The sequence below is a fragment of the Enterobacter cloacae complex sp. IR5459 genome, assembly GCF_049238005.1.
Lineage (GTDB): Bacteria > Pseudomonadota > Gammaproteobacteria > Enterobacterales > Enterobacteriaceae > Enterobacter > Enterobacter hormaechei_C.
The window spans coordinates 14,113-35,192 of the sequence record NZ_JBMKIG010000003.1 but is presented as its reverse complement, the minus strand read 5'-3'; the positions used below and the strand labels follow the sequence as shown (position 1 = coordinate 35,192).

General features: G+C 56.4%; 24 protein-coding genes and 1 pseudogene. 7 read left to right on the top strand and 18 right to left on the bottom strand.

Translation table 11 applies throughout. The features are described from left to right. Positions 1-36: 36 nt before the first annotated feature. Complete coding sequence (locus ACOTX4_RS06720; protein WP_057979973.1) at positions 37-1,470, top strand: DNA cytosine methyltransferase; 1,434 nt, start codon at positions 37-39, stop codon at positions 1,468-1,470. After that, on the top strand, positions 1,451-1,942 hold the full coding sequence (locus tag ACOTX4_RS06715) for a very short patch repair endonuclease (protein WP_003859567.1): 492 nt from the start codon (positions 1,451-1,453) through the stop codon (positions 1,940-1,942). Before ACOTX4_RS06720 ends, ACOTX4_RS06715 begins: the two co-directional genes overlap by 20 nt. Here the strand turns inward: ACOTX4_RS06715 and yedA are convergent. Continuing rightward, the gene (gene yedA, locus ACOTX4_RS06710; RefSeq protein WP_003859569.1) at positions 1,914-2,828 is read right to left on the bottom strand and encodes a drug/metabolite exporter YedA; all 915 of its coding nucleotides are present in this window, start codon (positions 2,826-2,828) and stop codon (positions 1,914-1,916) included. The two genes, ACOTX4_RS06715 and yedA, sit on opposite strands and share 29 nt — an antisense overlap. Positions 2,829-3,006: 178 nt before the next feature. On the opposite strand from yedA, the gene ACOTX4_RS06705 reads away from it, so the two are divergent. The 3 genes from ACOTX4_RS06705 (at position 3,007) to dgcQ (ending at position 5,963) form a co-directional block, all read left to right on the top strand. Continuing rightward, on the top strand, positions 3,007-3,918 hold the full coding sequence (locus ACOTX4_RS06705) for a DUF808 domain-containing protein (RefSeq protein ID WP_003859571.1): 912 nt from the start codon (positions 3,007-3,009) through the stop codon (positions 3,916-3,918). Between the two features lie 77 nt (positions 3,919-3,995). After that, complete coding sequence (locus ACOTX4_RS06700; protein ID WP_003859574.1) at positions 3,996-4,178, top strand: YodC family protein; 183 nt, start codon at positions 3,996-3,998, stop codon at positions 4,176-4,178. An 84-nt stretch (positions 4,179-4,262) separates the two neighbouring features. Continuing rightward, positions 4,263-5,963, top strand: coding sequence for a cellulose biosynthesis regulator diguanylate cyclase DgcQ (gene dgcQ, locus ACOTX4_RS06695; protein WP_045617695.1), 1,701 nt, complete (start codon positions 4,263-4,265; stop codon positions 5,961-5,963). Here dgcQ and ACOTX4_RS06690 read toward each other — a convergent pair. Continuing rightward, positions 5,948-6,748, bottom strand: coding sequence for a mannosyl-3-phosphoglycerate phosphatase-related protein (locus ACOTX4_RS06690; protein WP_045330346.1), 801 nt, complete (start codon positions 6,746-6,748; stop codon positions 5,948-5,950). The genes dgcQ and ACOTX4_RS06690 overlap by 16 nt on opposite strands. Before the next feature lie 295 nt (positions 6,749-7,043). Next, the gene (yodD, locus tag ACOTX4_RS06685; protein WP_017383339.1) at positions 7,044-7,271 is read right to left on the bottom strand and encodes a YodD family peroxide/acid resistance protein; all 228 of its coding nucleotides are present in this window, start codon (positions 7,269-7,271) and stop codon (positions 7,044-7,046) included. Positions 7,272-7,399: 128 nt separating this feature from the next. Here yodD and dsrB point away from each other — a divergent pair, with 128 nt between their 5' ends. Continuing rightward, entirely contained in the window at positions 7,400-7,588 is a 189-nt protein-coding gene (gene dsrB, locus ACOTX4_RS06680; protein WP_003859583.1) for a protein DsrB, read from the top strand. Between the two features lie 99 nt (positions 7,589-7,687). Here dsrB and rcsA read toward each other — a convergent pair whose 3' ends face one another. The 14 genes and pseudogenes from rcsA to fliF form a co-directional block, all read right to left on the bottom strand. Further along, on the bottom strand, positions 7,688-8,311 hold the full coding sequence (gene rcsA, locus ACOTX4_RS06675; RefSeq protein ID WP_003859584.1) for a transcriptional regulator RcsA: 624 nt from the start codon (positions 8,309-8,311) through the stop codon (positions 7,688-7,690). Positions 8,312-8,601: 290 nt separating this feature from the next. Next, positions 8,602-9,394: pseudogene (gene fliR, locus ACOTX4_RS06670) on the bottom strand (flagellar biosynthetic protein FliR); the annotation flags it as partial. A 6-nt stretch (positions 9,395-9,400) separates the two neighbouring features. Next, a complete protein-coding gene (gene fliQ / locus ACOTX4_RS06665; RefSeq protein ID WP_003859587.1) occupies positions 9,401-9,670 on the bottom strand; it encodes a flagellar biosynthesis protein FliQ in 270 nt (89 codons plus the stop codon). Positions 9,671-9,680: 10 nt separating this feature from the next. Then, positions 9,681-10,418: a flagellar type III secretion system pore protein FliP gene (gene fliP, locus ACOTX4_RS06660; RefSeq protein ID WP_003859589.1), complete on the bottom strand. Its 738-nt coding sequence runs from the start codon at positions 10,416-10,418 to the stop codon at positions 9,681-9,683. Further along, a complete protein-coding gene (gene fliO, locus ACOTX4_RS06655) occupies positions 10,418-10,792 on the bottom strand; it encodes a flagellar biosynthetic protein FliO (RefSeq protein ID WP_003859591.1) in 375 nt (124 codons plus the stop codon). The genes fliP and fliO overlap by 1 nt, the downstream gene beginning before the upstream one ends. Before the next feature lie 2 nt (positions 10,793-10,794). After that, entirely contained in the window at positions 10,795-11,208 is a 414-nt protein-coding gene (fliN, locus tag ACOTX4_RS06650; protein ID WP_003859592.1) for a flagellar motor switch protein FliN, read from the bottom strand. Then, on the bottom strand, positions 11,205-12,209 hold the full coding sequence (fliM, locus tag ACOTX4_RS06645) for a flagellar motor switch protein FliM (protein WP_003859594.1): 1,005 nt from the start codon (positions 12,207-12,209) through the stop codon (positions 11,205-11,207). Before fliM ends, fliN begins: the two co-directional genes overlap by 4 nt. Before the next feature lie 4 nt (positions 12,210-12,213). Further along, positions 12,214-12,684: a flagellar basal body-associated protein FliL gene (gene fliL, locus ACOTX4_RS06640; protein WP_003859598.1), complete on the bottom strand. Its 471-nt coding sequence runs from the start codon at positions 12,682-12,684 to the stop codon at positions 12,214-12,216. A gap of 106 nt (positions 12,685-12,790) precedes the next feature. After that, on the bottom strand, positions 12,791-14,005 hold the full coding sequence (fliK, locus tag ACOTX4_RS06635; RefSeq protein WP_045330342.1) for a flagellar hook length control protein FliK: 1,215 nt from the start codon (positions 14,003-14,005) through the stop codon (positions 12,791-12,793). Further along, on the bottom strand, positions 14,002-14,445 hold the full coding sequence (fliJ, locus tag ACOTX4_RS06630) for a flagellar export protein FliJ (RefSeq protein WP_006811155.1): 444 nt from the start codon (positions 14,443-14,445) through the stop codon (positions 14,002-14,004). Before fliJ ends, fliK begins: the two co-directional genes overlap by 4 nt. Before the next feature lie 21 nt (positions 14,446-14,466). Next, complete coding sequence (gene fliI, locus ACOTX4_RS06625; RefSeq protein ID WP_045330340.1) at positions 14,467-15,837, bottom strand: flagellar protein export ATPase FliI; 1,371 nt, start codon at positions 15,835-15,837, stop codon at positions 14,467-14,469. Then, on the bottom strand, positions 15,837-16,544 hold the full coding sequence (fliH, locus tag ACOTX4_RS06620) for a flagellar assembly protein FliH (RefSeq protein WP_045330338.1): 708 nt from the start codon (positions 16,542-16,544) through the stop codon (positions 15,837-15,839). The genes fliI and fliH overlap by 1 nt, the downstream gene beginning before the upstream one ends. Next, complete coding sequence (fliG, locus tag ACOTX4_RS06615; protein ID WP_003859608.1) at positions 16,537-17,535, bottom strand: flagellar motor switch protein FliG; 999 nt, start codon at positions 17,533-17,535, stop codon at positions 16,537-16,539. Before fliG ends, fliH begins: the two co-directional genes overlap by 8 nt. Then, a complete protein-coding gene (gene fliF / locus ACOTX4_RS06610; protein WP_017383346.1) occupies positions 17,528-19,210 on the bottom strand; it encodes a flagellar basal-body MS-ring/collar protein FliF in 1,683 nt (560 codons plus the stop codon). The genes fliG and fliF overlap by 8 nt, the downstream gene beginning before the upstream one ends. Positions 19,211-19,438: 228 nt before the next feature. On the opposite strand from fliF, the gene fliE reads away from it, so the two are divergent. Then, the gene (gene fliE / locus ACOTX4_RS06605) at positions 19,439-19,753 is read left to right on the top strand and encodes a flagellar hook-basal body complex protein FliE (RefSeq protein ID WP_045330335.1); all 315 of its coding nucleotides are present in this window, start codon (positions 19,439-19,441) and stop codon (positions 19,751-19,753) included. Positions 19,754-19,779: 26 nt separating this feature from the next. Here the strand turns inward: fliE and ACOTX4_RS06600 are convergent, their stop codons facing one another. Next, on the bottom strand, positions 19,780-21,075 hold the full coding sequence (locus ACOTX4_RS06600; protein WP_063938135.1) for a tyrosine-type recombinase/integrase: 1,296 nt from the start codon (positions 21,073-21,075) through the stop codon (positions 19,780-19,782). Positions 21,076-21,080: the final 5 nt, after the last annotated feature.

Here is a 21,080-nt window from a genome sequence, read left to right as displayed (position 1 = left end):
TACTCTGTTTTCTGTCTTTATTGTCCGGTTAAGAGAATGCAGGAAAATCGATCAGTGACTGTGCCCGCGCCTGAGCGGGTTGAGAAATCAACGGCAGCCGTGCAGGCACTCCTGCGTCAGCTGCTGGAAATGTATGATGCTAAAACGCTGGCAAACCAGCTGGTGGCCCATGGCGAGAGTCACTGGAGCCCGGCGATACTCAAGCGGTTGCTGATAAGCGACAGGGCAGGGCACCGCCTGAGCGACGGCGAGTTCCGTTATCTGCGCAACCTGCTGCCGCGTCCTCCTGCTGCGCATCCGAATTATGCCTTTCGATTTATCGATCTCTTTGCCGGTATCGGCGGCATTCGCCATGGCTTTGAAGCTATTGGCGGGCAGTGTGTGTTCACCAGTGAATGGAATAAACATGCCGTCCGTACCTATAAAGCCAACTGGTATTGCGACCCCGACGCGCACCAGTTCAACGCGGATATTCGTGATGTCACGCTGAGCCACAAAACTGGCGTCAGCGATGAAGAGGCCGCCGAACACATTCGCAATACCATTCCGGCGCACGATGTGCTGCTGGCAGGCTTTCCGTGTCAGCCGTTCTCGCTGGCTGGCGTGTCGAAAAAGAACGCGCTGGGACGCGCACACGGCTTTGCCTGTGATACGCAGGGCACACTGTTTTTTGACGTTGCCCGGATTATTGATGCCCGCCGCCCGGCAATTTTTGTGCTGGAGAACGTCAAGAATTTAAAGAGTCATGACGGCGGCAAAACCTTCCGCATTATCATGCAAACGCTGGATGAACTGGGTTACGACGTGGCGGATGCAGAGGATATGGGGCCGGACGATCCGAAAATTATCGACGGTAAACACTTCCTGCCACAGCACCGCGAACGTATTGTGCTGGTGGGCTTCCGCCGCGATCTCAACCTGAAAGGCGATTTTACGCTGCGTGATTTGCCTTCGCTGTATCCGGCGCGCCGCCCGACGGTAGCCGATCTGCTGGAGCCGGCCGTCGATGCAAAATTCATTCTGACCCCGGTGCTGTGGAAATACCTCTATCGCTATGCCAAAAAGCATCAGGCCAAAGGCAATGGCTTTGGGTTTGGCATGGTCAATCCGCTTAATCCTGACAGCGTGACGCGTACGCTGTCGGCGCGCTATTACAAAGATGGCGCGGAAATTCTTATCGATCGGGGCTGGGATAAGGCGCTGGGCGAAAAAGATTTCGACGATCCACAGAACCAACAGCACCGACCGCGGCGCTTAACGCCGCGCGAGTGCGCTCGCTTAATGGGCTTTGAGACGCCGCAGGGCTACAGTTTTCGCATCCCCGTGTCGGACACCCAGGCCTATCGTCAGTTTGGCAACTCGGTGGTAGTGCCCGCCTTTGCCGCCGTCGCAAAACTGCTGGCCTCACGTATCAGCAAGGCCGTTCAGCTTCGTCAGAGTGAGGCCGTCAATGGCGGACGTTCACAATAAGGCCACGCGCAGTAAAAACATGCGTGCCATCGGCACGCGTGATACCGCGATCGAAAAACGGATCGCGGGCCTCCTGACCGCCGTCGGGTTTGAATTCAGGGTTCAGGATGCCACGCTTGCCGGGCGTCCTGATTTCGTCATCGACGCGTACCAGTGCATCATCTTTACCCACGGCTGTTTCTGGCATCATCATGACTGCTATCTGTTTAAAGTCCCGGCGACACGCACCGACTTCTGGCTGGACAAAATTGGCAGGAACGTCGAGCGTGATAAACGCGATGTTTCGCAGCTTTACGCTCAGGGCTGGCGGGTGATGATTGTCTGGGAGTGCGCGCTGCGCGGAAGAATGAAGCTGAATGACGTGGAACTGACGGAGCGGCTGGAAGAGTGGATCTGCGGCGGCGGTCAGGCCGCGCAGATCGATACCCAGGGCATTCACCCGATCACGGTTTCTCCACCTCACACGTCGTAACAATCGGTTTCGCGGGCAGCAAATATTTACCCAGCGTGACCAGCACCACGGCAAAGACAATCACGCCCAGCGCCAGCCATTCAATCGTCGACAGCACTTCGCCCGCAAAACCGGTACCCAGCAGCACGGCCACCACCGGGTTAACGTAGGCGTAGCTGGTGGCAACCGCCGGTGAGACGTTGCGGATCAGGTACATATAGGCGTTAATGGCGATAATGGAGCCAAACAGCGCCAGATACCCGACGGCCAGGAAACCTGAAAGGTCTGGCATCGCCGTCAGTTTTTCACCCGTCAACGCGGAGGCCATCAGCAGCACAATGCCTGCCGCGAGCATCTCAATGGCACCCGCCATCATCCCGGAAGGCAGCTCGATGCGGGAACCGTAGACCGAGCCGAAGGCCCAGCTCATGGAGCCGATCATGATCAGAACGGCAGCCCAGGGGTTCCCGCTCAGGTTACCGCCGCTGTTCAGCAGGATGATACCCACAAGCCCAATCGCGATGCCCAGCCATTCGAGCTTACGGGTGCGGATCCCGAAGAGACGACTAAAGCAGAGCGTAAACAGCGGCACGGTCGCGACGACCACGGCGGCGATGCCCGACGGTACGTTCTGGTGCTCGGCGACGGTTACCGCGCCATTGCCCACCGCCAGCAGCAGCAGGCCAATCAGGGCGGCGTTAAGCAAGGGACGCAGCGGCGGTAGCCTGTGGCCGCGCAGCAATAAAAATGCCATCAGCAGCACGCCGGCCGTAAGGAAACGAATACCGGCCATCATCAGCGGGGGCCAGCTTTCCACGCCTATACGAATGACAAAATAGGTGGATCCCCAGATGATATAAAGAGAAAAGAGTGCTCCAATGAGCGGTAATAAATGCCGAAAACGCATAGTCCCTCACGACGAAATAAAAAGTTCGCTCATAGTTAACGCCAAAACTATCGGGCTGGCGAGTGCTTTAATTGTGTAGTTAATGTGAAATTTTTGTTGACGTGAGGTGCCTGTTTCCGGGCGGTGAGTTTTGTTCCATACTATTCACTTAATTAGCAAAAAAAGAAGGATAGAGATTTTGGCAGGAAGTAGCTTATTAACATTGCTGGATGATATCGCCACCTTGCTGGATGACATTTCGGTTATGGGAAAACTGGCGGCGAAAAAAACCGCCGGGGTACTGGGAGATGATTTGTCGTTGAACGCGCAGCAGGTCAGCGGCGTGCGGGCGAACCGTGAGTTGCCGGTGGTGTGGGGCGTAGCGAAAGGGTCCTTTATTAACAAGGTGATCCTCGTTCCGCTGGCGTTGCTGATTAGCGCCTTTATACCCTGGGCCATTACGCCCCTGCTGATGATTGGCGGGGCGTTCCTGTGCTTCGAGGGTGCCGAAAAAGTGTTGCATATGTTCGCTGCACGCAAAGAGAAAGACACCCCGGAAATGCGCCAGCAGCGTCTGGAAGCGCTGGCCGCGCAGGATCCAAAAACGTTCGAGCGCGATAAGGTCAAAGGCGCGATCCGTACTGACTTCATCCTCTCGGCCGAAATTGTGGCGATTACGCTGGGGATCGTCTCAGAGGCCCCTCTGATGAACCAGGTGCTGATCCTGTCCGGCATTGCGATCCTCGTGACGATAGGGGTTTATGGTCTGGTCGGGCTGATCGTCAAGCTGGACGATATCGGCTTCTGGCTGGAAAAAAAATCCAGCGCAATTGCGCGCGGCATCGGGAAAAGCCTGCTGGTGGTAGCGCCGTGGCTGATGAAAACCTTATCGGTGGTGGGAACCCTGGCAATGTTCCTGGTCGGCGGTGGAATTATCGTGCACGGTGTTGCTTCGCTGCATCACATGATTGAACATTTTGCGTCAGGCCAGGGAGCGGTAGTCGCTGCGATCCTGCCCACACTGCTTAACCTCGTGCTGGGCTTTATCGTCGGTCTGATTGTGGTAGCCGTTGTTAAGCTGGTTGAAAAAGTACGCGGGAAATCGCATTAATTATTGCTGACCCCGGGTGCAAAAAGACTATTCCTCGTCTAAATTGAAAACGTTTCACCCTGATACAGGAGGCAGGTATGGTCTTTTTGATCAGTGATGAAGTTAAGCCTAAAAATGGTGGTCCAGGCATGATCGTCACCGGGTATTCCAGCGGAATGGTGGAGTGTCGGTGGCATGATGGATACGGCATTAAGCGGGAGGCTTTTCGTGAAGACGAGCTTCAGCCTGCTAATAAAAGGCAAAAACGCGACAAGGCTTAATCACACAACGCCCGGCCTTGCCGGGCGTTTTTACTGGCAGAAGACTTATCATATCGGATGGTGAGCGACAATCAGGGAGTGTGTGTGCAGCACGATACCTTTGTTGTAAAACAATCTTTTTTGCAGTGGCTGCATAAGCGTAGCAATCCCCGTTTGATTGTTAACCTCTGTTTTATCGTTGTCCTGATTTTTTCCACTCTCCTGACCTGGCGCGAAGTTGTGGTACTGGAAGATGCTTATATCTCCAGCCAGCGTAACCATCTGGAAACGGTTGCCAGTGCGCTGGACAGACAGCTTCAGTTCAGCGTCGATAAAATGCTGTTTTTTCGCCACAGCATGCATGATGCGCTGGAAACGCCGCTGGCGTTTGGCGCGCTGCATGATGCGGTAAAGCGTTTTGCGCATTTGCGCACGTCTCCCACCTGGCAAATTGCGGTTGATAAACGGCGCACATTACCGATCAACGGTGTTTCGGATGCCTTCGTTGAAAAGACCACTCTTCTGAACCGTGATGATGAGTACCTTGATAATGAATTGTCCGCGGCGCTTGAAGTGGGGTATTTACTGCGTCTGGCATCCAGCCCTTCCCGCAACGAAGAGCGCGTGATTTATGTCTCTCGCGCCGGATTCTTTCTGGAAACGGATACGCCGGGAAATTCCAGCGATATCGTGCAGCGCTATTATCATCTGGTCACTCAGCCCTGGTTTACCCAACAGTCCGAGCGTGAAAACCGTGCGCGTGCCGTGCGCTGGTTTATCTCGCCGCCTTCCTCCTTTGTGGGCAAAAAGCCGCTGATTACCGCCAGCGTGCCGGTTTATTACCATCACGTCTGGTATGGCGTGGTGGCGATGGATTTCACCTTTGCCACCCTGCGTCGCCTGCTGGTGGAAGCCGTGGGCGATAACCCGGAAGGGGAATACCAGCTGTATGACAGCCGGCTTACCCTGCTTGCGACATCTGAGTCACCTGCTGTGGACGTTAATCATTTTGACGCGCGCGAATTAGCTCAGATAGCGCACGCGATAGAATCGGATTCCGAAGGCGGCATTCGTCTGGGGAGTCGTTTTGTCAGCTGGGAGCGTCTTGACCATTTTGATGGCGTCATCCTGCGCGTGCACACCCTGGATGAAGGGGTGCGCGGCGATTTCGGTAGCATCAGCATTGTGCTGGCATTGCTTTGGGCGCTGTTCACCGCGATGCTGCTCATCTCATGGCTGGTGATCCGGCGCATGGTCAGTAATATGTATTCGATGCAGAACTCGCTGCAATGGCAGGCCTGGCATGACCCTCTGACCCGGCTGAATAATCGTGGATCGCTGTTTGATCAGGCGAAAATACTGGCGAAGCAGTGTGAACAGCAGTCGCTGCCTTTCTCGGTCATTCAGATCGATCTTGACTGCTTCAAGAGTATCAATGATCGGTTCGGGCATCAGGCGGGTGATAAGGTGTTGTCCCATGCCGCGGGGCTGATTGCCAGCACCCTTCGTGATAAAGATATTGCCGGACGCGTCGGGGGGGAAGAGTTCTGTGTGGTGCTGCCCGGCATGACGCTTGAAGAGGCGGCGGAAGTCGCAGAGCAGATCCGCGAGCGTATCGACAGCAAAGAGATTCTGATTAAGAAAAGTACCACCCTGCGCGTGAGTGCGTCGTTTGGCGTCTCTGGTGCGCAGGAGAAGGGCAATTATCACTTCGAAAATCTGCAATCCACCGCCGATGCGCGTCTGTATGAGGCGAAACAGCGCGGGCGTAACCGGGTCATCTGGCAAGATCACCTCAAAAAGTAATCAAGTCCCTCGCACCAGCCGGTCGGCCCGGTGTGCTGAGTGTGATAAACCCGGGCTGGATCGTTGTTTATAAGGCTGACACCCTCCCGGTTGAAGCCTTTCACCACCACGGCGAAGCCTACGCTGTCCAGCAGCGGGGCATCATTGGGCCCGTCGCCCAGGCCCAGCGTCGTCGGTTCGTAGCCCTCGTGCAGGCGATACTGGTCCACAAGCCAGTGAACCGCCACGTCTTTGCCGCAGCAGGTGTCCAGAATATGCCAGAAGCGTGCACCCTGGACGATCTTCAGCCGCTGCCGGGCGAGTTCGGCGGCAAAGTATCTCATTTGTTCATCACTGTCACGCCAGATCAGCGTCACGGAAGCCTCGTGCTTGCGCGCAAGCACCGAACGGGGACGGCTCAGCCCGGTCCATTCGGAGACTACGTGCTCGTCCACATCATCGAAGGTGGTGAATTTCAGATGCATCTCCTGGCGTACCCGGGCAATACACTGCCGGATATCGTCATGCTTCTTTTCTGAGATGAACCGTGCGGCGTTTTCCCACCGTACGTCAGGCTGGATCACCGCGCCGTTTTCCGCAATGTAGGGCAGCCCGCCAAGCCCCAGTTCCTGCTGGATGTCATCCATCTCGGAAGCGGTTTTGCTGCTGCACAGAATGACCGGTATCTGTTCATCCATTAATTTTTCCAGCCACGGGGCCGCAGGCTGCCAGTCAAGGGTGTGAAAATCCAACAGCGTGCCGTCGAGGTCGGTAAAGACAAGAAGAGTCTCCTCAAGCGAAGGCATAATGTCTCCCGGATGATGATTTTTCCTAAGAAAAATCTTAAAAAAAATAGGCATTGAAGCGCCGTTTAAGTGGAAACGATCCCGACAAACCCACACGCGGCGCAGGTTTATACTCATAACCAAAATTCACATGTATAAAATATAATATTCGCTAAGAGAATATATGCTTGTAAGACAATTCTGTTGGGGATAATGTCTTACCTGCATCAGATTTCCTGGTGTAACGAATTTACAAGTGCTTCTTGCATAAGCAAGTTTGATCCCGGTCATCCCCATGACCGGGATTTTTTTCGTCTTAGCGGTTCGTCTCCGAGACGCTAAAGTCATGGATATCCAGCTCGAATGCTTCAGCCAGTTCACGGTAGGTATGGTAATCCCGACCATTGACCACGACACGATCTGAATTATCCTCCGCGCGATGAACTTCGGACTCACTAATTTCATTGATGGCGGCAAGCAGGGCATCGACATCCACTTCAACCTCACGCTTAATGGTGTCGCTGTACTCTTTGTCAGTCTTCATGGCGGGCTCCTCATTTAACCGTCTCAACAGCTAAGTATAGACCGCACACAAAAACGCCATTCGCGCCAGGCGGCGATGCCAGACAATGTAATTTGTTCTACACTGGCTCAAAACCACAGGAGGAATGTATGAAGGTCAACGATCGGGTAACCGTCAAAACGGACGGTGGGCCGCGCCGCCCGGGCGTGGTTCTGGCAATAGAAGAGTTTAATGAAGGCACAATGTATCTGGTGTCGCTGGAAGATTACCCGCTCGGCATCTGGTTCTTCAACGAACTGGGGCACCCGGATGGGATCTTTGTGGAAACGGCGGAATAGGGCGGCGTCGGGGGCGTCTTCTCCCCGGCTCCGGCTGCTTAAAAGCAAAATCTCTGGCCAGGCCAGAGATCAAGGTAGGGTACAACATGGCCGTGCAAATTAGCGCATATTAACGAAAATCCCATTCGTCACATTATCTGTCAGGCGTACGACATGGTATATCACTTGCTTATTATGCGTTTTAATTTTCCTTTTAATATTTCCTTTGTGTGACGATACTGTTTTTGCCTTGATATTCATCTGGTCTGAGATCTGAATTGTCCCTTGTCCAGCCATCCACATTCTTAGCATACTTGATTCAGTTCTGCTTAATGATAGGGTGGGTAAGTTAATCGCCCCTACATTCTTAACTTCTTTATTCAAATAATCGCCCAGAATGTCATCAAGTGACTCTGGTTTAATCGATTTCGAGCTGATTAATAAGTTTTTACGCACCAACAAATACTCATCGAAATGAATATTGGCGATCGCCATAAAAACAATAAACAGGGTCTTAGGATGCTGATTAATGATCTGCTTAATGTGCTGACTGTTAGCGGGGTCGTGAATGAAACAGTCCTCATTAATAAACACCACGCCGGGCTTGTGGGCGTCACAAGCGGCTGCGAGTTCTTCAACGGTGTGTGCATCGTTGATGTCTCTCTTTCTAACCCCTCTGCTTGCTAAGTACCCGGTTAACCCTAGCCGGGTGTAGCTGCATAAATCCATAATGATCGTTGACATGGCATACCCTCACTCAATGCGTAACGATAATTCACCACCTGCCTGAGAGCTCATAAACAGCCATACGGGATGGAAAAAATCTAATAAAACCTGTGAGCATGACAAAGACTTTCAGGCGAACTCACTATCCCGTAAAGTTACGTATAATTTGCCAGGAATCATCTTAAAGTAAAGTAAATATTAAGTATTGTGAGGTGCTTAGAAACATTTAAACCGCGTCAGATATATCCTGGTAGATGTTTTTCGAGATTATTTTTAGGAATATCCTCAGAAAGACATTGCAAACATTGCGGGTTATTATTTGCGTGGAAGTTCGCTAACAATATCCGCTAACAGATTGAATATCTCACTGAATAAATGTTCGCAGAAGGGGGCGATAAGTGGCATCAATAATGACATTAATAAAAGGCCAACCGTCAACGTCACCGGAAAGCCGATGACGAATACCGACAGCTGCGGAGCCATTCGGTTGAGTAAACCTAATGCGAGGTTAACGGTGAGCAGCAGGGTAATGATCGGCAGCGCCAGCATCAGCCCGTTGAGGAAGATCAGCCCGGCAGCCCTCACCAGCGCCAGAAACGCGTTGCTGTTGACCGGGTTGTCGCCAATCGGCAGCGTGTGGAAGGTGTCCACCAGCATCGAGATGAGCCACAGGTGGCCGTTGAACGAGAGAAACAACAGCATCGCCAGCAGGTCGATAATACGCGCCAGCACGGGCATATTCAGGTGGCTGCCCGGGTCAACGAACGTCGCGAAAGACAGGCCCATTTGCAAACCGATAAGTTCACCCGCCGTTCGTACCGCGGCGAAGGCGAGCTGCATCGTGAACCCGACCGCCACGCCAATCATCACCTGTTGCAGGGCAATCCAGACGGCGTTCGGGGAAAAAATCGGAATATCCACCGCCGGCAGGGAAGGGGCAACGATAATCGTGATAACCATGCCCAGCCCAATTTTGACGCGTTTAGGCACCGACTTTTCACTGAGTATGGGGGCGGTGGAGATCAGCGCCATGATGCGCAGCATCGGCCAGAAATAGATCCCGAGCCACTGAACAAACTGATCGCTGGTGAAATGCAGCATCGTCCGTCAGCCGATGATGTAAGGCAGATTGGTGAACAGGTTGCGCATATAGTCCAGCAGCAAATTGAGCATCCATGGCCCGGCAACGATAATCGCCACGAAGACGGCAATGATCTTCGGGATGAACGACAGGGTCATTTCGTTAATCTGCGTGGCGGCCTGGAGAATACTGATAATCAGACCGGTGACTAGCGCAACCAGCAGCAGGGGCGCGGCGACGGCAATCGCGACTTTCATCGCCTCCGTGCCCATCATCATGACCGACTCAGGCGTCATTGCGCGCTCCTCAACTGTAGAAACTCTGCGCCAGCGAGCTGACCAGCAGCTGCCAGCCGTCGACCAGCACGAACAGCATGATCTTAAAGGGCAGGGCAATGGTCGCGGGCGGAACCATCATCATCCCGAGCGCCATCAGGACGCTGGCGATCACCAGGTCAATAATCAGGAACGGAATGAAAATGGTGAAGCCAATCTGGAACGCGGTTTTCAGCTCGCTGGTGACATACGCTGGCAGCAGGATGCGCATCGGCACCGCTTCCGGTCCCTGTAACTCGCCCGTGTTAGCGAGACGGGCAAACAGGGCCAAATCCGCTTCGCGCGTCTGGCGAAGCATAAATTCACGTAATGGCTGAGCCCCCTTTTCCAGGGCAACCTGCATGGAAATTTTATCTTCGCTGAACGGCTGGTACGCCTCGGTGTAAATCTTGTCGATAACCGGCGACATAATGAAAAAGGTCAGGAACAGGGCTAAACCCAGCAGCACCTGATTGGGCGGTGCGGACGGTGTGCCGAGCGCATTTCGCAGCAGACCAAACACAATGATGATGCGGGTGAAGCTGGTCATCATCAGCAGGATAGCCGGGATAAAGGTCAGCGAGGTGATGAACACCAGCGTCTGCACGGACAGGGACCAGCTTTGTCCCCCGTTCGCCAGCGGCGTGGAAACCAGCCCCGGCAGTTGCGCATACACAGAGGGCGCGAACAGGCCCAGGCCTGCCAGCGTAAGGAATAACAAACGGCGCATCAGGATCTCCCGGGACGCTTGAGCAAACTCTTCATAACGGACTGGAAATCCGCAGGGGCCTGGGCGTTAGCCTCCACCGTGGCAGGCGCAGGGGGCAGCGTGTGAAGAACGTTAATGCTGGAGGCGGTCACGCCCAGCACCAGTCGCGCATCTTCCACCTCCACAATGACCACGCGTTCGCGCGGTCCTAGCGGGGTGCTGGCGCTGACCTTCAACCCGCGGGTACCGGCCGTTTTCCCCGCCAGACCGAAACGCTTTGCCAGCCAGGCGGCGATAAGGATAAAGGCAATAATACCGAACAGCGCGCCGCTCACCTGGAGCAGAGGTGAGCCGGGTACGGCGGAGGGCGCGGACAGTGTTGCCTGGGTTTTCATACTTAACGGCTCAGACGACGCATACGTTCGGAAGGGGTAATGATGTCGGTGATACGTACGCCGTATTTATCGGCCACCACCACCACTTCGCCTTGTGCAATCAGGTAGCCGTTGATCAGAATATCCAGCGGCTCACCCGCTAAACCGTCAAGCGCCACCACGGAACCCTGCGTCAGGCGCAGCAGCTCTTTAATGGTCATGCGGGTGCGACCCAGCTCAACGGTGAGCTTGACCGGAATGTCCATAATCAGGTCGATGTCCTGCAACGTGCCGCTGACGTCGCCGCCGCCTAACTGCTGAAAGACCGCGTCTGCCGCGCTTTTCGTCGGCGTTGTTTTCTGCTCGTTTAACGCGTCAGCCCACAGATCGTCCAGTGCTCCGCTGTTTTCATCGGACGGATTGTTCATGTCACTCATTTGGGCTGTTCCTCATTCAGCGAATTCAAAATCGGGTTGATCAAGTGCTCAACGCGTAACGCATACTGGCCGTTAATCGTGCCGTACTGGCTTGTCAGCACGGGTACGCCATCCACATGGGCAATAATGCGGTCGGGTTTATCTATCGGCAAAACGTCGCCGGGTTGTAATTTCAGGATCTGCGATAACCGCATGGAGATGTCGGCAAAGTTGGCTACCAGCTCCAGCTGCGAGTGCTGCACCTGACGCACCAGGTTCTCACGCCAGTTCTGATCTTCGTGACGTGAGTTCTCCAGCGGCGGGTTCACCAGCAGTTCGCGCAGCGGTTCAATCATGCTGAACGGCAGGCAGATGTTGAACTCGCCCGTCAGGTTGCCGATCTCGACGTGGAACGGGGTATTCACGACGATGTCATTCGGGGAGGTGGTGATGTTGGTAAATTTCACCTGCATCTCGGAACGCACGTACTCCACTTCCAGCGGGTTAATCGCTTTCCACGCGTCGCTGTAGGATTCCAGCGCCAGCTTCAGCATGCGGTTAATCACGCGCTGTTCGGTATGGGTAAACTCGCGGCCTTCCACTTTGGTCGGGAAACGGCCATCGCCACCGAACAGGTTGTCCACTGCGATGAACACCAGGCTTGGCGAGAACACCACCAGGCCGGTACCGCGCAGCGGTTTCAGATGGATCAGGTTAAGGTTGGTTGGCACCGGCAGGTTGCGGGCAAACTCATGATACGGCTGAATGCGGATGGCACCGACGGTGATATCCGGGCTACGACGCAGCAGGTTAAACAGCCCCATACGGAACTGACGTGCGAAACGTTCGTTGATGATCTCCAGCGCCTGTAAACGCTCGCGCACCACGCGACGCTGGGTATTGGGATCGTAGGGACGAATATTATCGTCGCCGGTCAGACCCGGTTTCGGTTCGTCACTCTTATCGCTGTCGCCGTTGAGCAGCGCATCGATTTCTGCCTGAGAAAGAATACTGTCGCCCATGTCGTTACCGCAGAATGAAGGCTGTATACAGAACGTCAGTGACTTCCTGCTTAGGTTGGCCGTTTACCAGCGGGGTCGCCAGCGTCTGTTTGATGGCATCGACCAGCTTTTGCTTGCCCACATCGGTGGCGAGCGCGGAGGCATCCTGACGAGAAAACAGCAGCAGCAGACGGCTACGCACTTCTGGCAGGTAGTCGTTCAGACGTGCACGGGTCGCTTCATCTTTCAGACGCAGCGTAATACCCACGTAAAGCACGCGATCCGCATCGCCCAGGTTCACGGTGAACGTATCCAGCGGGTAGAAGACCGGCGCCGGTGGAGGCGGCGCTTCAGCTTTGGCGGCCGCGCTGGAGGGTTCCTGCTGCATACGCCAGTAACTGTAGCCTGCGGTGGCGCAGGCCGCGAGGGTAATCAACACCAGCAGCGGGATCCAGATGGAACGCTTGCTTTTTTTGGTGATAGCGGAGTCTGTCATCTGATACGAGCTTCCTGTTTCGGTACAGCTTAATACGGTGATTATCCCGTGTCCGGCTTAGGTCAAAGCGTGGAAAAGACGGGGATAATCACGTTACCTCTGGCGTTTAGGCAAAGATGTCTACGGCACGGCTGCCGCGCGCGGCGGATTGCAGGGCGGCAGGGGCAGGCAATAACTCTTCACTCTCATCGTTAAACCCGCCATGCTGGCCGGAACGCGAAGCGTGCTGTTGCTGCCCGGATGAGGACTGCTGCTGCCCGGCAAAGCCCTCGCTGCTGACGCTGCTTTGGGAAAGCTGAATGCCGTTTTCCGCAAGCTGCGTGCGCAGGATCGGCAGGGCCGCTTCCAGCGCCGCGCGAACGTGGCTGTGGGGCGAAACCATCTGCAACTGTGCCTGGTTGTCATCCAGCTTAAGCGAAATTTGCACCTGACCCAGATCTTCCGGGTGCAGACGCAGCTCTGCGGTCTGCTGTCCCTGTCTGGTGAACAGGGTGATGTGCTGGCTCAGATTCTGCTGCCATTCGTGCGTGCCCAGCGGCTGGCTTAACACCGGCGCTGTCGCAACGGTAGCGGCAGGCTGTGAAGGCGCCAGGTGACTGACGATCGGGGCCAGCGTCGCGGTTGGGCTGGCGGCAGGCGACGCCGCGCTCGCTACGTCCTGCTTCTCCGCGACGGCGGCGACGGCTGGCGTAACGGCTGCCGTGGCGGGCAGCGAGGTGTCGCTGTCCTGTACCGGCATTTTTTCCTGACCCGTTAACGCATGGCTAAGCGGCTGATGCTGGCCGTTATCCGTCTGGGCTAGCGCAGAGGGGAGGGTGGCACGGGGAGCGATCTCCCCGGTGCTCGCAGGCTGCGTCGCTACCGGGGTGGTGGTCTGCTGGTGCGGTAACATCGCCATCAGCGCGCTTAACCCGACCAGCTCCTCTTCTTCAGTCGTGGTCTCGCTGTTTGTTTTCGCCTCCGGCTGGGTTAGCGCCTTCAGCGCATCCGTATTCGCGGCGGGTTTCAGGCCGGAGACGAGGCTTTGCAGGGAGACGGCGGTATCTTCATCAGCTAGAGTCTCCTGACGGGAGAGCAGTTCGGCGATTTTGGCCTGGAGCGTGGTATCACCGTTTTTTTCCTGTGCCGCTGTCGAGAGCTTGCTGCCCGCCGCTTTTAGATCGGCCAGCGTCAGCGGAGCATCTTTGCCTTTGCCGGTGGTCTCGGTCAGCGCGCCCGCCAGCAGAGAGAGAAAATCTTGCGCGCCCTCAGCGCCTTTTCCGGCAAGCGTGCCGCCGGACGGGTCGCTGTCGGTCATCAGCAGTTGTTGCAGTGTGATCATTCTGGTTTCCTCATTGATGCGCGCTGGGCAAACTCATCCATTTTTTTCTGATCCAGACGGTTTTCCGCCAGGGTCGAGGCTGCAATCTGCCGGTCCTGTAAGGTTTGCCAGGCCTGCAACCGCTGTTTTTTCTCGCGCCAGAAATTCAGCGCGGTATCGACTTTTTGCGTCCACTGGTTAAGCTGCTGGCGATGCTGCTCAATCGCCTTTTCCAGCGTCTGGATAAACTGCTGATAGTTAATCCAGCGCTGGCTACCAATGCCCTGCGTCATGTCGGTGTTAAGGTTGGTGCGATATTCATGCTGATAGTCGATTAACATCTTCAACTGTTCTTCAGCCTGCTGGCACCCGCGTCGCATTGCGCCAAGCTGCAATGCGGCATCATCAACTTCTTTTTCAGCCAGATCTTTCAGCGTTGATAACGCGCTGTTCTGCGCCATGACCTTCGCCCTCCACCTGTGTTACACCTGCGGGAAAATCAGCTCCAGTGCCTGGAGGGAATCTTCCCAGTCGGCGCGTTCAAAAATACCCTGTTGCAGAAATGCCTCCAGCTGCGGCCAGAGGGCAATCGCTTTATCGAGCATCGGGTCGCTGCCTTTGGCGTACGCCCCGACGCTTACCAGATCGCGGTTGCGCTGGAAGCTGGAGAGCAGTTGTTTGAAGTTACGCACGCGGGCGTAGTGTTGCTCGGTGATCAGGGCCGTCATCGCACGGCTGATCGACGCTTCAATATCAATGGCCGGATAGTGCCCGGCTTCGGCCAGACGGCGCGACAGCACGATATGGCCGTCGAGGATCGCGCGTGCGGAGTCGGCAATCGGGTCCTGCTGGTCATCACCTTCGGTCAGTACCGTATAGAACGCGGTGATGGAGCCGCCGCCGCTGATGCCGTTCCCCGCGCGCTCAACCAACGCCGGGAGCTTGGCGAAGACCGACGGCGGGTAGCCTTTGGTCGCGGGCGGCTCGCCGATGGCCAGCGCAATCTCACGCTGCGCCATCGCGTAGCGGGTCAGGGAGTCCATAATCAGCAGCACGTGCTGGCCCCGGTCGCGGAAATCTTCCGCAATACGCGTGGCGTAGGCGGCACCCTGCATACGCAGCAGCGGCGACACGTCCGCAGGCGCCGCGATCACCACCGAGCGGGCGCGGCCCTCCGTACCCAGAATGTTTTCAATGAAATCTTTGACTTCGCGACCACGCTCACCAATCAGGCCAACGACGATCACGTCAGCCTGGGTATAACGCGCCATCATGCCGAGCAGGACCGATTTACCCACGCCGGAGCCGGCAAACAGCCCCATACGCTGGCCGCGTCCCACGGTGAGCAGGGCGTTAATCGGCCGCACGCCGGTATCCAGTACGTGCTCGATTGGCGTGCGTTGCAGCGGGTTGAAGGGTTGGGTGATCAGCGCGCCGGTTTCGGTGGTATCAGGGGAGGGCAGGCCATCGAGCGGTTTGCCGCTTCCGTCCAGGACGCGGCCCAGCAGCGCCGGACCGAGCGGGAGCTGTTTGCCGCTTTGCAGGCCGTCACCGCTAATGTTTTTCGCGTAGACGCGGGCGCCGGGCAAAATCCCTTCCACTTCTTCAAGGGGCATCAGAAACAGGCGCTGACCGTTGAACCCGACCACTTCGCTTTCCACTTCACGCGTCTCCCCCCCGTCCTGCCGCTCAATCACGCAGGTGGCGCCGAGCGGAAGTTGCAGCCCCGTGGCTTCCAGAACCAGACCGGTGGCGCGCGTCAGGCGTCCATAACGACGAACGGATGGCAGCTGCGCCATCTTCGTTTCAAAATTATCAAGCGTGTTAAGCCAGCGCGTAAGGCGAGCGGTCATCAGACGACTCCCGGTGCCGCCAGGCGGCACAGTTCCTGCCAGCGGGTCGCGACGCTGGCATCCAGATCGCCCTCATCCGCCGAGACCTTACAGCCTCCATGATGAAGTGACGGATCGCCGCGCAGCCGCCAGCCGTGCAGGCTCAGCGTCGCGCCGAGGCTCTCTTCCACGCGCTGCAAATCATCAGGATGAACGCGCAGCTGCGGTTTGCCGCTGAACAGCGGCTCCTGCTGGAGCAGCCCTTGGATCTGCTTAATCAGCGCGGCGTTATCCACTACCGGCGTCTGGCCGATTACCTGACGGGCCGCCTCCAGCGCCATCTGCATCAGGCGCGAGGCAATCACGCTGTCGAGCGCATCCAGCGTATGCTGAAACTCGCTCACCAGCTGCTGCATGCGAGCATGTAGCGGCGCCTGCTGCTGGCGCGCCTGCTCGATGCCCTGCTCTAAACCTTTCGCCAGCCCTTCCTGATAACCCTGTGCGTGCCCGGTCTGACGGCCTTCGTTCATCCCTGCATTGAAGCCCTGTTCGTGCGCCTGCATTTGCATCTGGGCCAGCAACTGGGCGCGCTGTTCCTCTTCACTCAGCTCGGGTTCGCCCGCCCCGGCGTCGCCCTCGTCGGACGACACAACGGCAGGGGTGAACTCTGCGCTGGGAGGGGAGAGGTCGTCAGGCGTCCAGCGCTTCCACGACAGTTCATCAGACATAGGTGTCGTCTCCGCTGCCAATCACCATCTCGCCGGTTTCGGCCAGTCGACGAACAATAAGCAGGATCGCTTTCTGTTCGTTTTCCACCTGAGACAGACGTACCGGGCCACGGTTGGCCAGGTCGTCGCGCAGGATATCGGCCGCACGCTGGGACATGTTGCGCAGGAACTTCTCGCGCAGCGGCTGCTCGGCGCCTTTGAGGGCGATAAGCAGCGATTCGGAGTCCACCTCCTGGAGCAGGCGCTGGATGCTGCGGTCGTCCACTTCGACCAGGTTTTCGAACAGGAACATCTCGTCGATAATTTTCTGCGCCAGCTCGCCGTCGAACTCGCGTACCGCCGTAATAACCGCCTCTTCCTGCTGCGTTTTCATCAGGTTGATGATTTCCGCTGCCGTTCTCACGCCGCCCATTTTGCTGCGCTTGAGGTTCTGGCCGTCGAGCAGGTTGTTCAGCACTTCGGTCAGCTCCGCCAGCGCGGCTGGCTGGACGCCGCCGAAGGTGGCGATACGCAGCATCACGTCGTGGCGCAGGCGCTCGTCGAACAGCGCCAGAATATCGGCCGCCTGGCCCCGTTTGAGGTGGACCAGAATGGTGGCGATAATCTGCGGGTGCTCGTCGCGAATAAGATCGGCGGCGCTTTGCGGCTCCATAAAGTTGAGCGTTTCGATCCCACTGGCGGTGTCGCGCGTTTCGAGAATATCTTCCAGCAGGCTGGCGGCGCGCTCTTCGCCCAGCGCCTTAACCAGCACGGAGCGCAGGTATTCGTTGGCGTTGACGTTGAGGGCGGCAAACTGCTCGGCTTCCTGCTCAAACTCCGCCAGCACCTCGGTCAGCTGCTTGTTAGAGATCTGGCGCACGTTGGCCATCGCCGCGCTGAGGATCTGCACTTCTCGCTGGGAGAGGTGTTTAAACACCTCCGCCGCGCGATCTTCGCCAATGGTCATCAGCAGGATGACGCTCTTATCGGTGCCTGTAAGCGTATTACTCATGTTCGTTACCCATCCAACCGCGGATGACCAGCGCGACGACGCGCGGATCGTTATCTGACATTTCGCGAATGCGCTGGCTCATCACCTCTGCGCCCATGCGCTGGTTAGCACGACGCTGCTGCATCTGTTCATCTTTGCTGAGACGAACTTCAACCGCTTCTTCCTCGTCCGGACGCGCGTTCTTCTGTTCCAGCGCGGCTTTCTCGGCTTCAGCACGACGCTGTAGCTGAGGACGAACGCCCTTACGCCACAGCAGCCACGCGACAATCAGCACCAGCAGCCAGCGGCCTGCGGACATCAGCTGATCGAAGAACGCCTGCTGTTGCCAGAACGGCAGTTCGCCACCGGTCTCATCCACCGGGTTGAACGGTGAGTTCACAACGTTGAGGGTATCGCCACGTTTTTCAGAGAAGCCCATCGCTTCGCGGGTCAAATCTTCGATCTGCTTCATCTGCTCCGCCGTGAGCGGCAGCGGTTTACCGTCCGGCAGCGTTTTGTAGTTCACCACCACGGCAACAGAGAGACGCTGAATATCGCCCGTGTTCAGTTTGGTATGGCGGATGGTCCGGTCGACTTCGTAGTTGGTCGTTTCGTTACGGCTGCTGTTACGCGGGCCGGTACTGTTCGCGGTCGAGGTCGTCTGCTGATTCGTTTGCTGACCGTTCTGCGGGTTTGCCGGCGGGGTGGAGATTGGCGCGGCGTTGGCAGGTGCAGGCTGGTTAGAGAGCGCACCCGGCACACCGCCAGGATATTGGCCGCCGACCTGTTCCGTCTCATTGATCTGACGCGAGCGTAACACGGCGCGGGAGGCATCCCCGTTCGGAGCGTACTGCTCTTCGGTCTGTTCTTTATTCGAGAAATCAATCTGCGCGGTGACCTGCGCGTGCACATTGCTGCTGCCGACCACCGGGCCCAGAATCGCTTCAATGCGACGCTGAAGACGGCCTTCCACGTCGGCGGCGTATTTCAGCTGGGCGTCGTTGAGATCGCGCCCGGCGGTGTTGGACTGCGTCAGCAGATGACCACTCTGATCCACCAGCGTGACGTTACCTGGCGGCAGACCGGCCACCGCGCTGGAGACCAGGTGCGTGACGGCGCTGATCTGCCCTTCATCCAGCGCACGGCCAGGTTCGAGGTTAACGGTCACAGAGGCAGAAGGGGACTTTTGTTCGCGGACAAACAGGGACGGCTTAGGCATCGCCAGGTGCACACGGGCACTTTTCACCGGGCCTAAGGTTTCAATCGTACGGGCCAGCTCACCTTCCAGCGCGCGCTGGTAGTTAACCTGCTCGCTGAACTGGCTGATGCCGAATTTTTCCTGATCCAGCAGCTCAAACCCAACCGCGCCGCCTTTCGGCAGCCCCTGCTGGGCGAGACGCAGGCGAAGCTCGTGCACTTTATCTGCCGGTACTTCAAGCGCACCACCGTTATCGGCAAAGCGATACGGGATGTTCATCTGGGTTAACTGGGTGACGATGGCACCGCCATCCTGGTCGGAAAGGTTGCTGTAGAGCGTGCGGTAATCCGGGCTTTTTGCCCATAAGACCATCGCGACAACGATCGCAATGGCGGCAGCGCCTGCCACAATCAACGGGATCTTAGGGTTGGCGCGAAGGCGGTTCATCCACTCGAGTGATTTATTCTGTGGCGCTGTCGATGCTGCTGTCGCACTCATTGCGCACCTCTTAAATCCTGGTGGTTTACGTTATTCGTGTAGAGAAACAAAACTGACTCCCGGGTCGGCAAACACGACAAAAGTTCCATACTGATGGCCCTGCCATTATTTGATGATTCGGGATTTTCTATGCGTCAAATAACCTGGTTTTTTAACGCTATTTACCGCCATTATCTTATTGACAAGCTGTTAGTCTTGACCTCGTAAAAAACCATCCAGGGGAGAGTCATGGCTATACAGGGCATTGAAGGGGTACTCAGTCAGTTACAGGCAACGGCGATGACCGCCCGTAATCAGAGCGTGGCTGACCAGCTGCCGGGCGTCAGTTTCGCCGGTCAACTGCATGCGGCGCTGGACCGGATCAGCGACAAGCAAAACGCGGCCCGTACCCAGGCTGAGAGATTTACCCTTGGCGAACCCGGCGTGGCGCTCAACGATGTGATGGCCGATCTGCAAAAAGCGTCGGTGTCATTGCAGATGGGGTTGCAGGTGCGTAACAAGCTGGTGTCGGCATACCAGGAAGTCATGGGCATGCAAGTTTAGGTTGTCTAACCTAATGATATTTATAATTAATAACCATCCGCTCCCACGGCGTGGGGCATGGATGGGGCAAACTCACTCAATTTCTGGTTGAGGATGAGTACCTGGTCCTGGTTATTTTCAGCCATCCAGGATCCGTACACCCGGTAAACCATTTGCGCGTCGGTGTGGCCCATTTGCTTCGCGATGAAGTTCGGGTTAGCACCGGCAGCTAACGACCAGCATGCATACGTATGTCGGGACTGGTATGCTCTGCGATAGCGAATCCCGGCGCGTCGCATTGCCGCTTCCCACGACTGGTTAATCGACCCCACTGCGTAATGATGCCCGGCACGGCCATTACGTGATGCGATCTGCGGGTTGAACACGAACGTGCAAGGATGCACATCGGTACGGCCATACTCGCGCAGCTTCACCTCAACCTGATACTGCTTACCCAGGCGTGTCAGTTCTGCCTGGCTCTTCAGCACGTCGATGGCCGGCTGAATAAGATTAATGATTCGGTCCGTCCCGGCCTCTGTTTTCGGAAGGGTGAACTCCTTCGTTAACGTGTGGTTCCGGCGGATAATCATCGTACCCGCTTTCAGGTCGATATCTTCCCAGGCCAGCGACACAAGTTCTCCGTGGCGCACGCCGGTGTACACTGCCAGAGACCACATGTTTTTCAGTTGCTGGTGGGCGCAGGCGTTAATCAACCTGACGAACTCCTCTCGTGTCAGCGGGTCCGGCTCGCATCGTGACCGCTTGAGAAGGGCGATCCCGTTGAACGGGTTAACCCTTAAATAACCGCTATCAGCGGCAAACTTAAACATCCCGCCCATGGTCTTCATGTAGTTGTTGACCGTTCTGACTGAGCGGCCTTTAACCGGCGTTTTCTGCCCGACTTTCAACGTGTGATAACCGGTCAGCAATTCCTTCCTGATAAACAGCAGATCTTCCTGCGTTACCGCAGATACCAGCCTGTCCCCACCAATCCTGGGCACCATGTTGCGCACTATAGATGTATAGCGTGACATCGCATTGGTGCTGATCTCCATACGCTTCAGTTCAAGCCACTTGTTCGCCAGCTCCAGCACAGTGATTTCCTTGCTCTCCAGCCCAAACCTTTTCAGGTTAGGCGAGTCCGGGAATTGCGCTGCATAGTTGAAGTTGCCGGTCTTAATCGAAAAGCACACCGACGCGCGCAGCTCGCCAGCGATCTTTCTATTTTTTGGTGTATCCGGCACGCCGAGGCTTTCACGCACCCGGCTGCCTTTATAGATGAACCATATGCGGAGCGTTCCGCCATGGTTCTCCACGCCTGTTGGGTATGCTGACTTAGCCATTATTC

Excerpts from the sequence above, each read along its gene's own strand:
- fliQ (WP_003859587.1), bottom strand. The coding sequence starts at position 9,670 with ATGACGCCTGAGTCGGTCATGATGATGGGCACGGAGGCGATGAAAGTC.
- fliO (WP_003859591.1), bottom strand. The coding sequence starts at position 10,792 with ATGAAAACCCAGGCAACACTGTCCGCGCCCTCCGCCGTACCCGGCTCA.
- fliI (WP_045330340.1), bottom strand. The coding sequence starts at position 15,837 with ATGACCGCTCGCCTTACGCGCTGGCTTAACACGCTTGATAATTTTGAA.
- fliE (WP_045330335.1), top strand. The coding sequence starts at position 19,439 with ATGGCTATACAGGGCATTGAAGGGGTACTCAGTCAGTTACAGGCAACG.
- ACOTX4_RS06700 (WP_003859574.1), top strand. The coding sequence starts at position 3,996 with ATGGTCTTTTTGATCAGTGATGAAGTTAAGCCTAAAAATGGTGGTCCA.
- fliL (WP_003859598.1), bottom strand. The coding sequence starts at position 12,684 with ATGACAGACTCCGCTATCACCAAAAAAAGCAAGCGTTCCATCTGGATC.
- ACOTX4_RS06715 (WP_003859567.1), top strand. The coding sequence starts at position 1,451 with ATGGCGGACGTTCACAATAAGGCCACGCGCAGTAAAAACATGCGTGCC.
- fliK (WP_045330342.1), bottom strand. The coding sequence starts at position 14,005 with ATGATCACACTGCAACAACTGCTGATGACCGACAGCGACCCGTCCGGC.
- ACOTX4_RS06600 (WP_063938135.1), bottom strand. The coding sequence starts at position 21,075 with ATGGCTAAGTCAGCATACCCAACAGGCGTGGAGAACCATGGCGGAACG.
- rcsA (WP_003859584.1), bottom strand. The coding sequence starts at position 8,311 with ATGTCAACGATCATTATGGATTTATGCAGCTACACCCGGCTAGGGTTA.
- fliM (WP_003859594.1), bottom strand. The coding sequence starts at position 12,209 with ATGGGCGACAGTATTCTTTCTCAGGCAGAAATCGATGCGCTGCTCAAC.
- ACOTX4_RS06720 (WP_057979973.1), top strand. The coding sequence starts at position 37 with ATGCAGGAAAATCGATCAGTGACTGTGCCCGCGCCTGAGCGGGTTGAG.
- fliF (WP_017383346.1), bottom strand. The coding sequence starts at position 19,210 with ATGAGTGCGACAGCAGCATCGACAGCGCCACAGAATAAATCACTCGAG.
- fliP (WP_003859589.1), bottom strand. The coding sequence starts at position 10,418 with ATGCGCCGTTTGTTATTCCTTACGCTGGCAGGCCTGGGCCTGTTCGCG.
- dsrB (WP_003859583.1), top strand. The coding sequence starts at position 7,400 with ATGAAGGTCAACGATCGGGTAACCGTCAAAACGGACGGTGGGCCGCGC.
- yodD (WP_017383339.1), bottom strand. The coding sequence starts at position 7,271 with ATGAAGACTGACAAAGAGTACAGCGACACCATTAAGCGTGAGGTTGAA.
- ACOTX4_RS06690 (WP_045330346.1), bottom strand. The coding sequence starts at position 6,748 with ATGCCTTCGCTTGAGGAGACTCTTCTTGTCTTTACCGACCTCGACGGC.
- yedA (WP_003859569.1), bottom strand. The coding sequence starts at position 2,828 with ATGCGTTTTCGGCATTTATTACCGCTCATTGGAGCACTCTTTTCTCTT.
- fliG (WP_003859608.1), bottom strand. The coding sequence starts at position 17,535 with ATGAGTAATACGCTTACAGGCACCGATAAGAGCGTCATCCTGCTGATG.
- fliH (WP_045330338.1), bottom strand. The coding sequence starts at position 16,544 with ATGTCTGATGAACTGTCGTGGAAGCGCTGGACGCCTGACGACCTCTCC.
- fliN (WP_003859592.1), bottom strand. The coding sequence starts at position 11,208 with ATGAGTGACATGAACAATCCGTCCGATGAAAACAGCGGAGCACTGGAC.
- fliJ (WP_006811155.1), bottom strand. The coding sequence starts at position 14,445 with ATGGCGCAGAACAGCGCGTTATCAACGCTGAAAGATCTGGCTGAAAAA.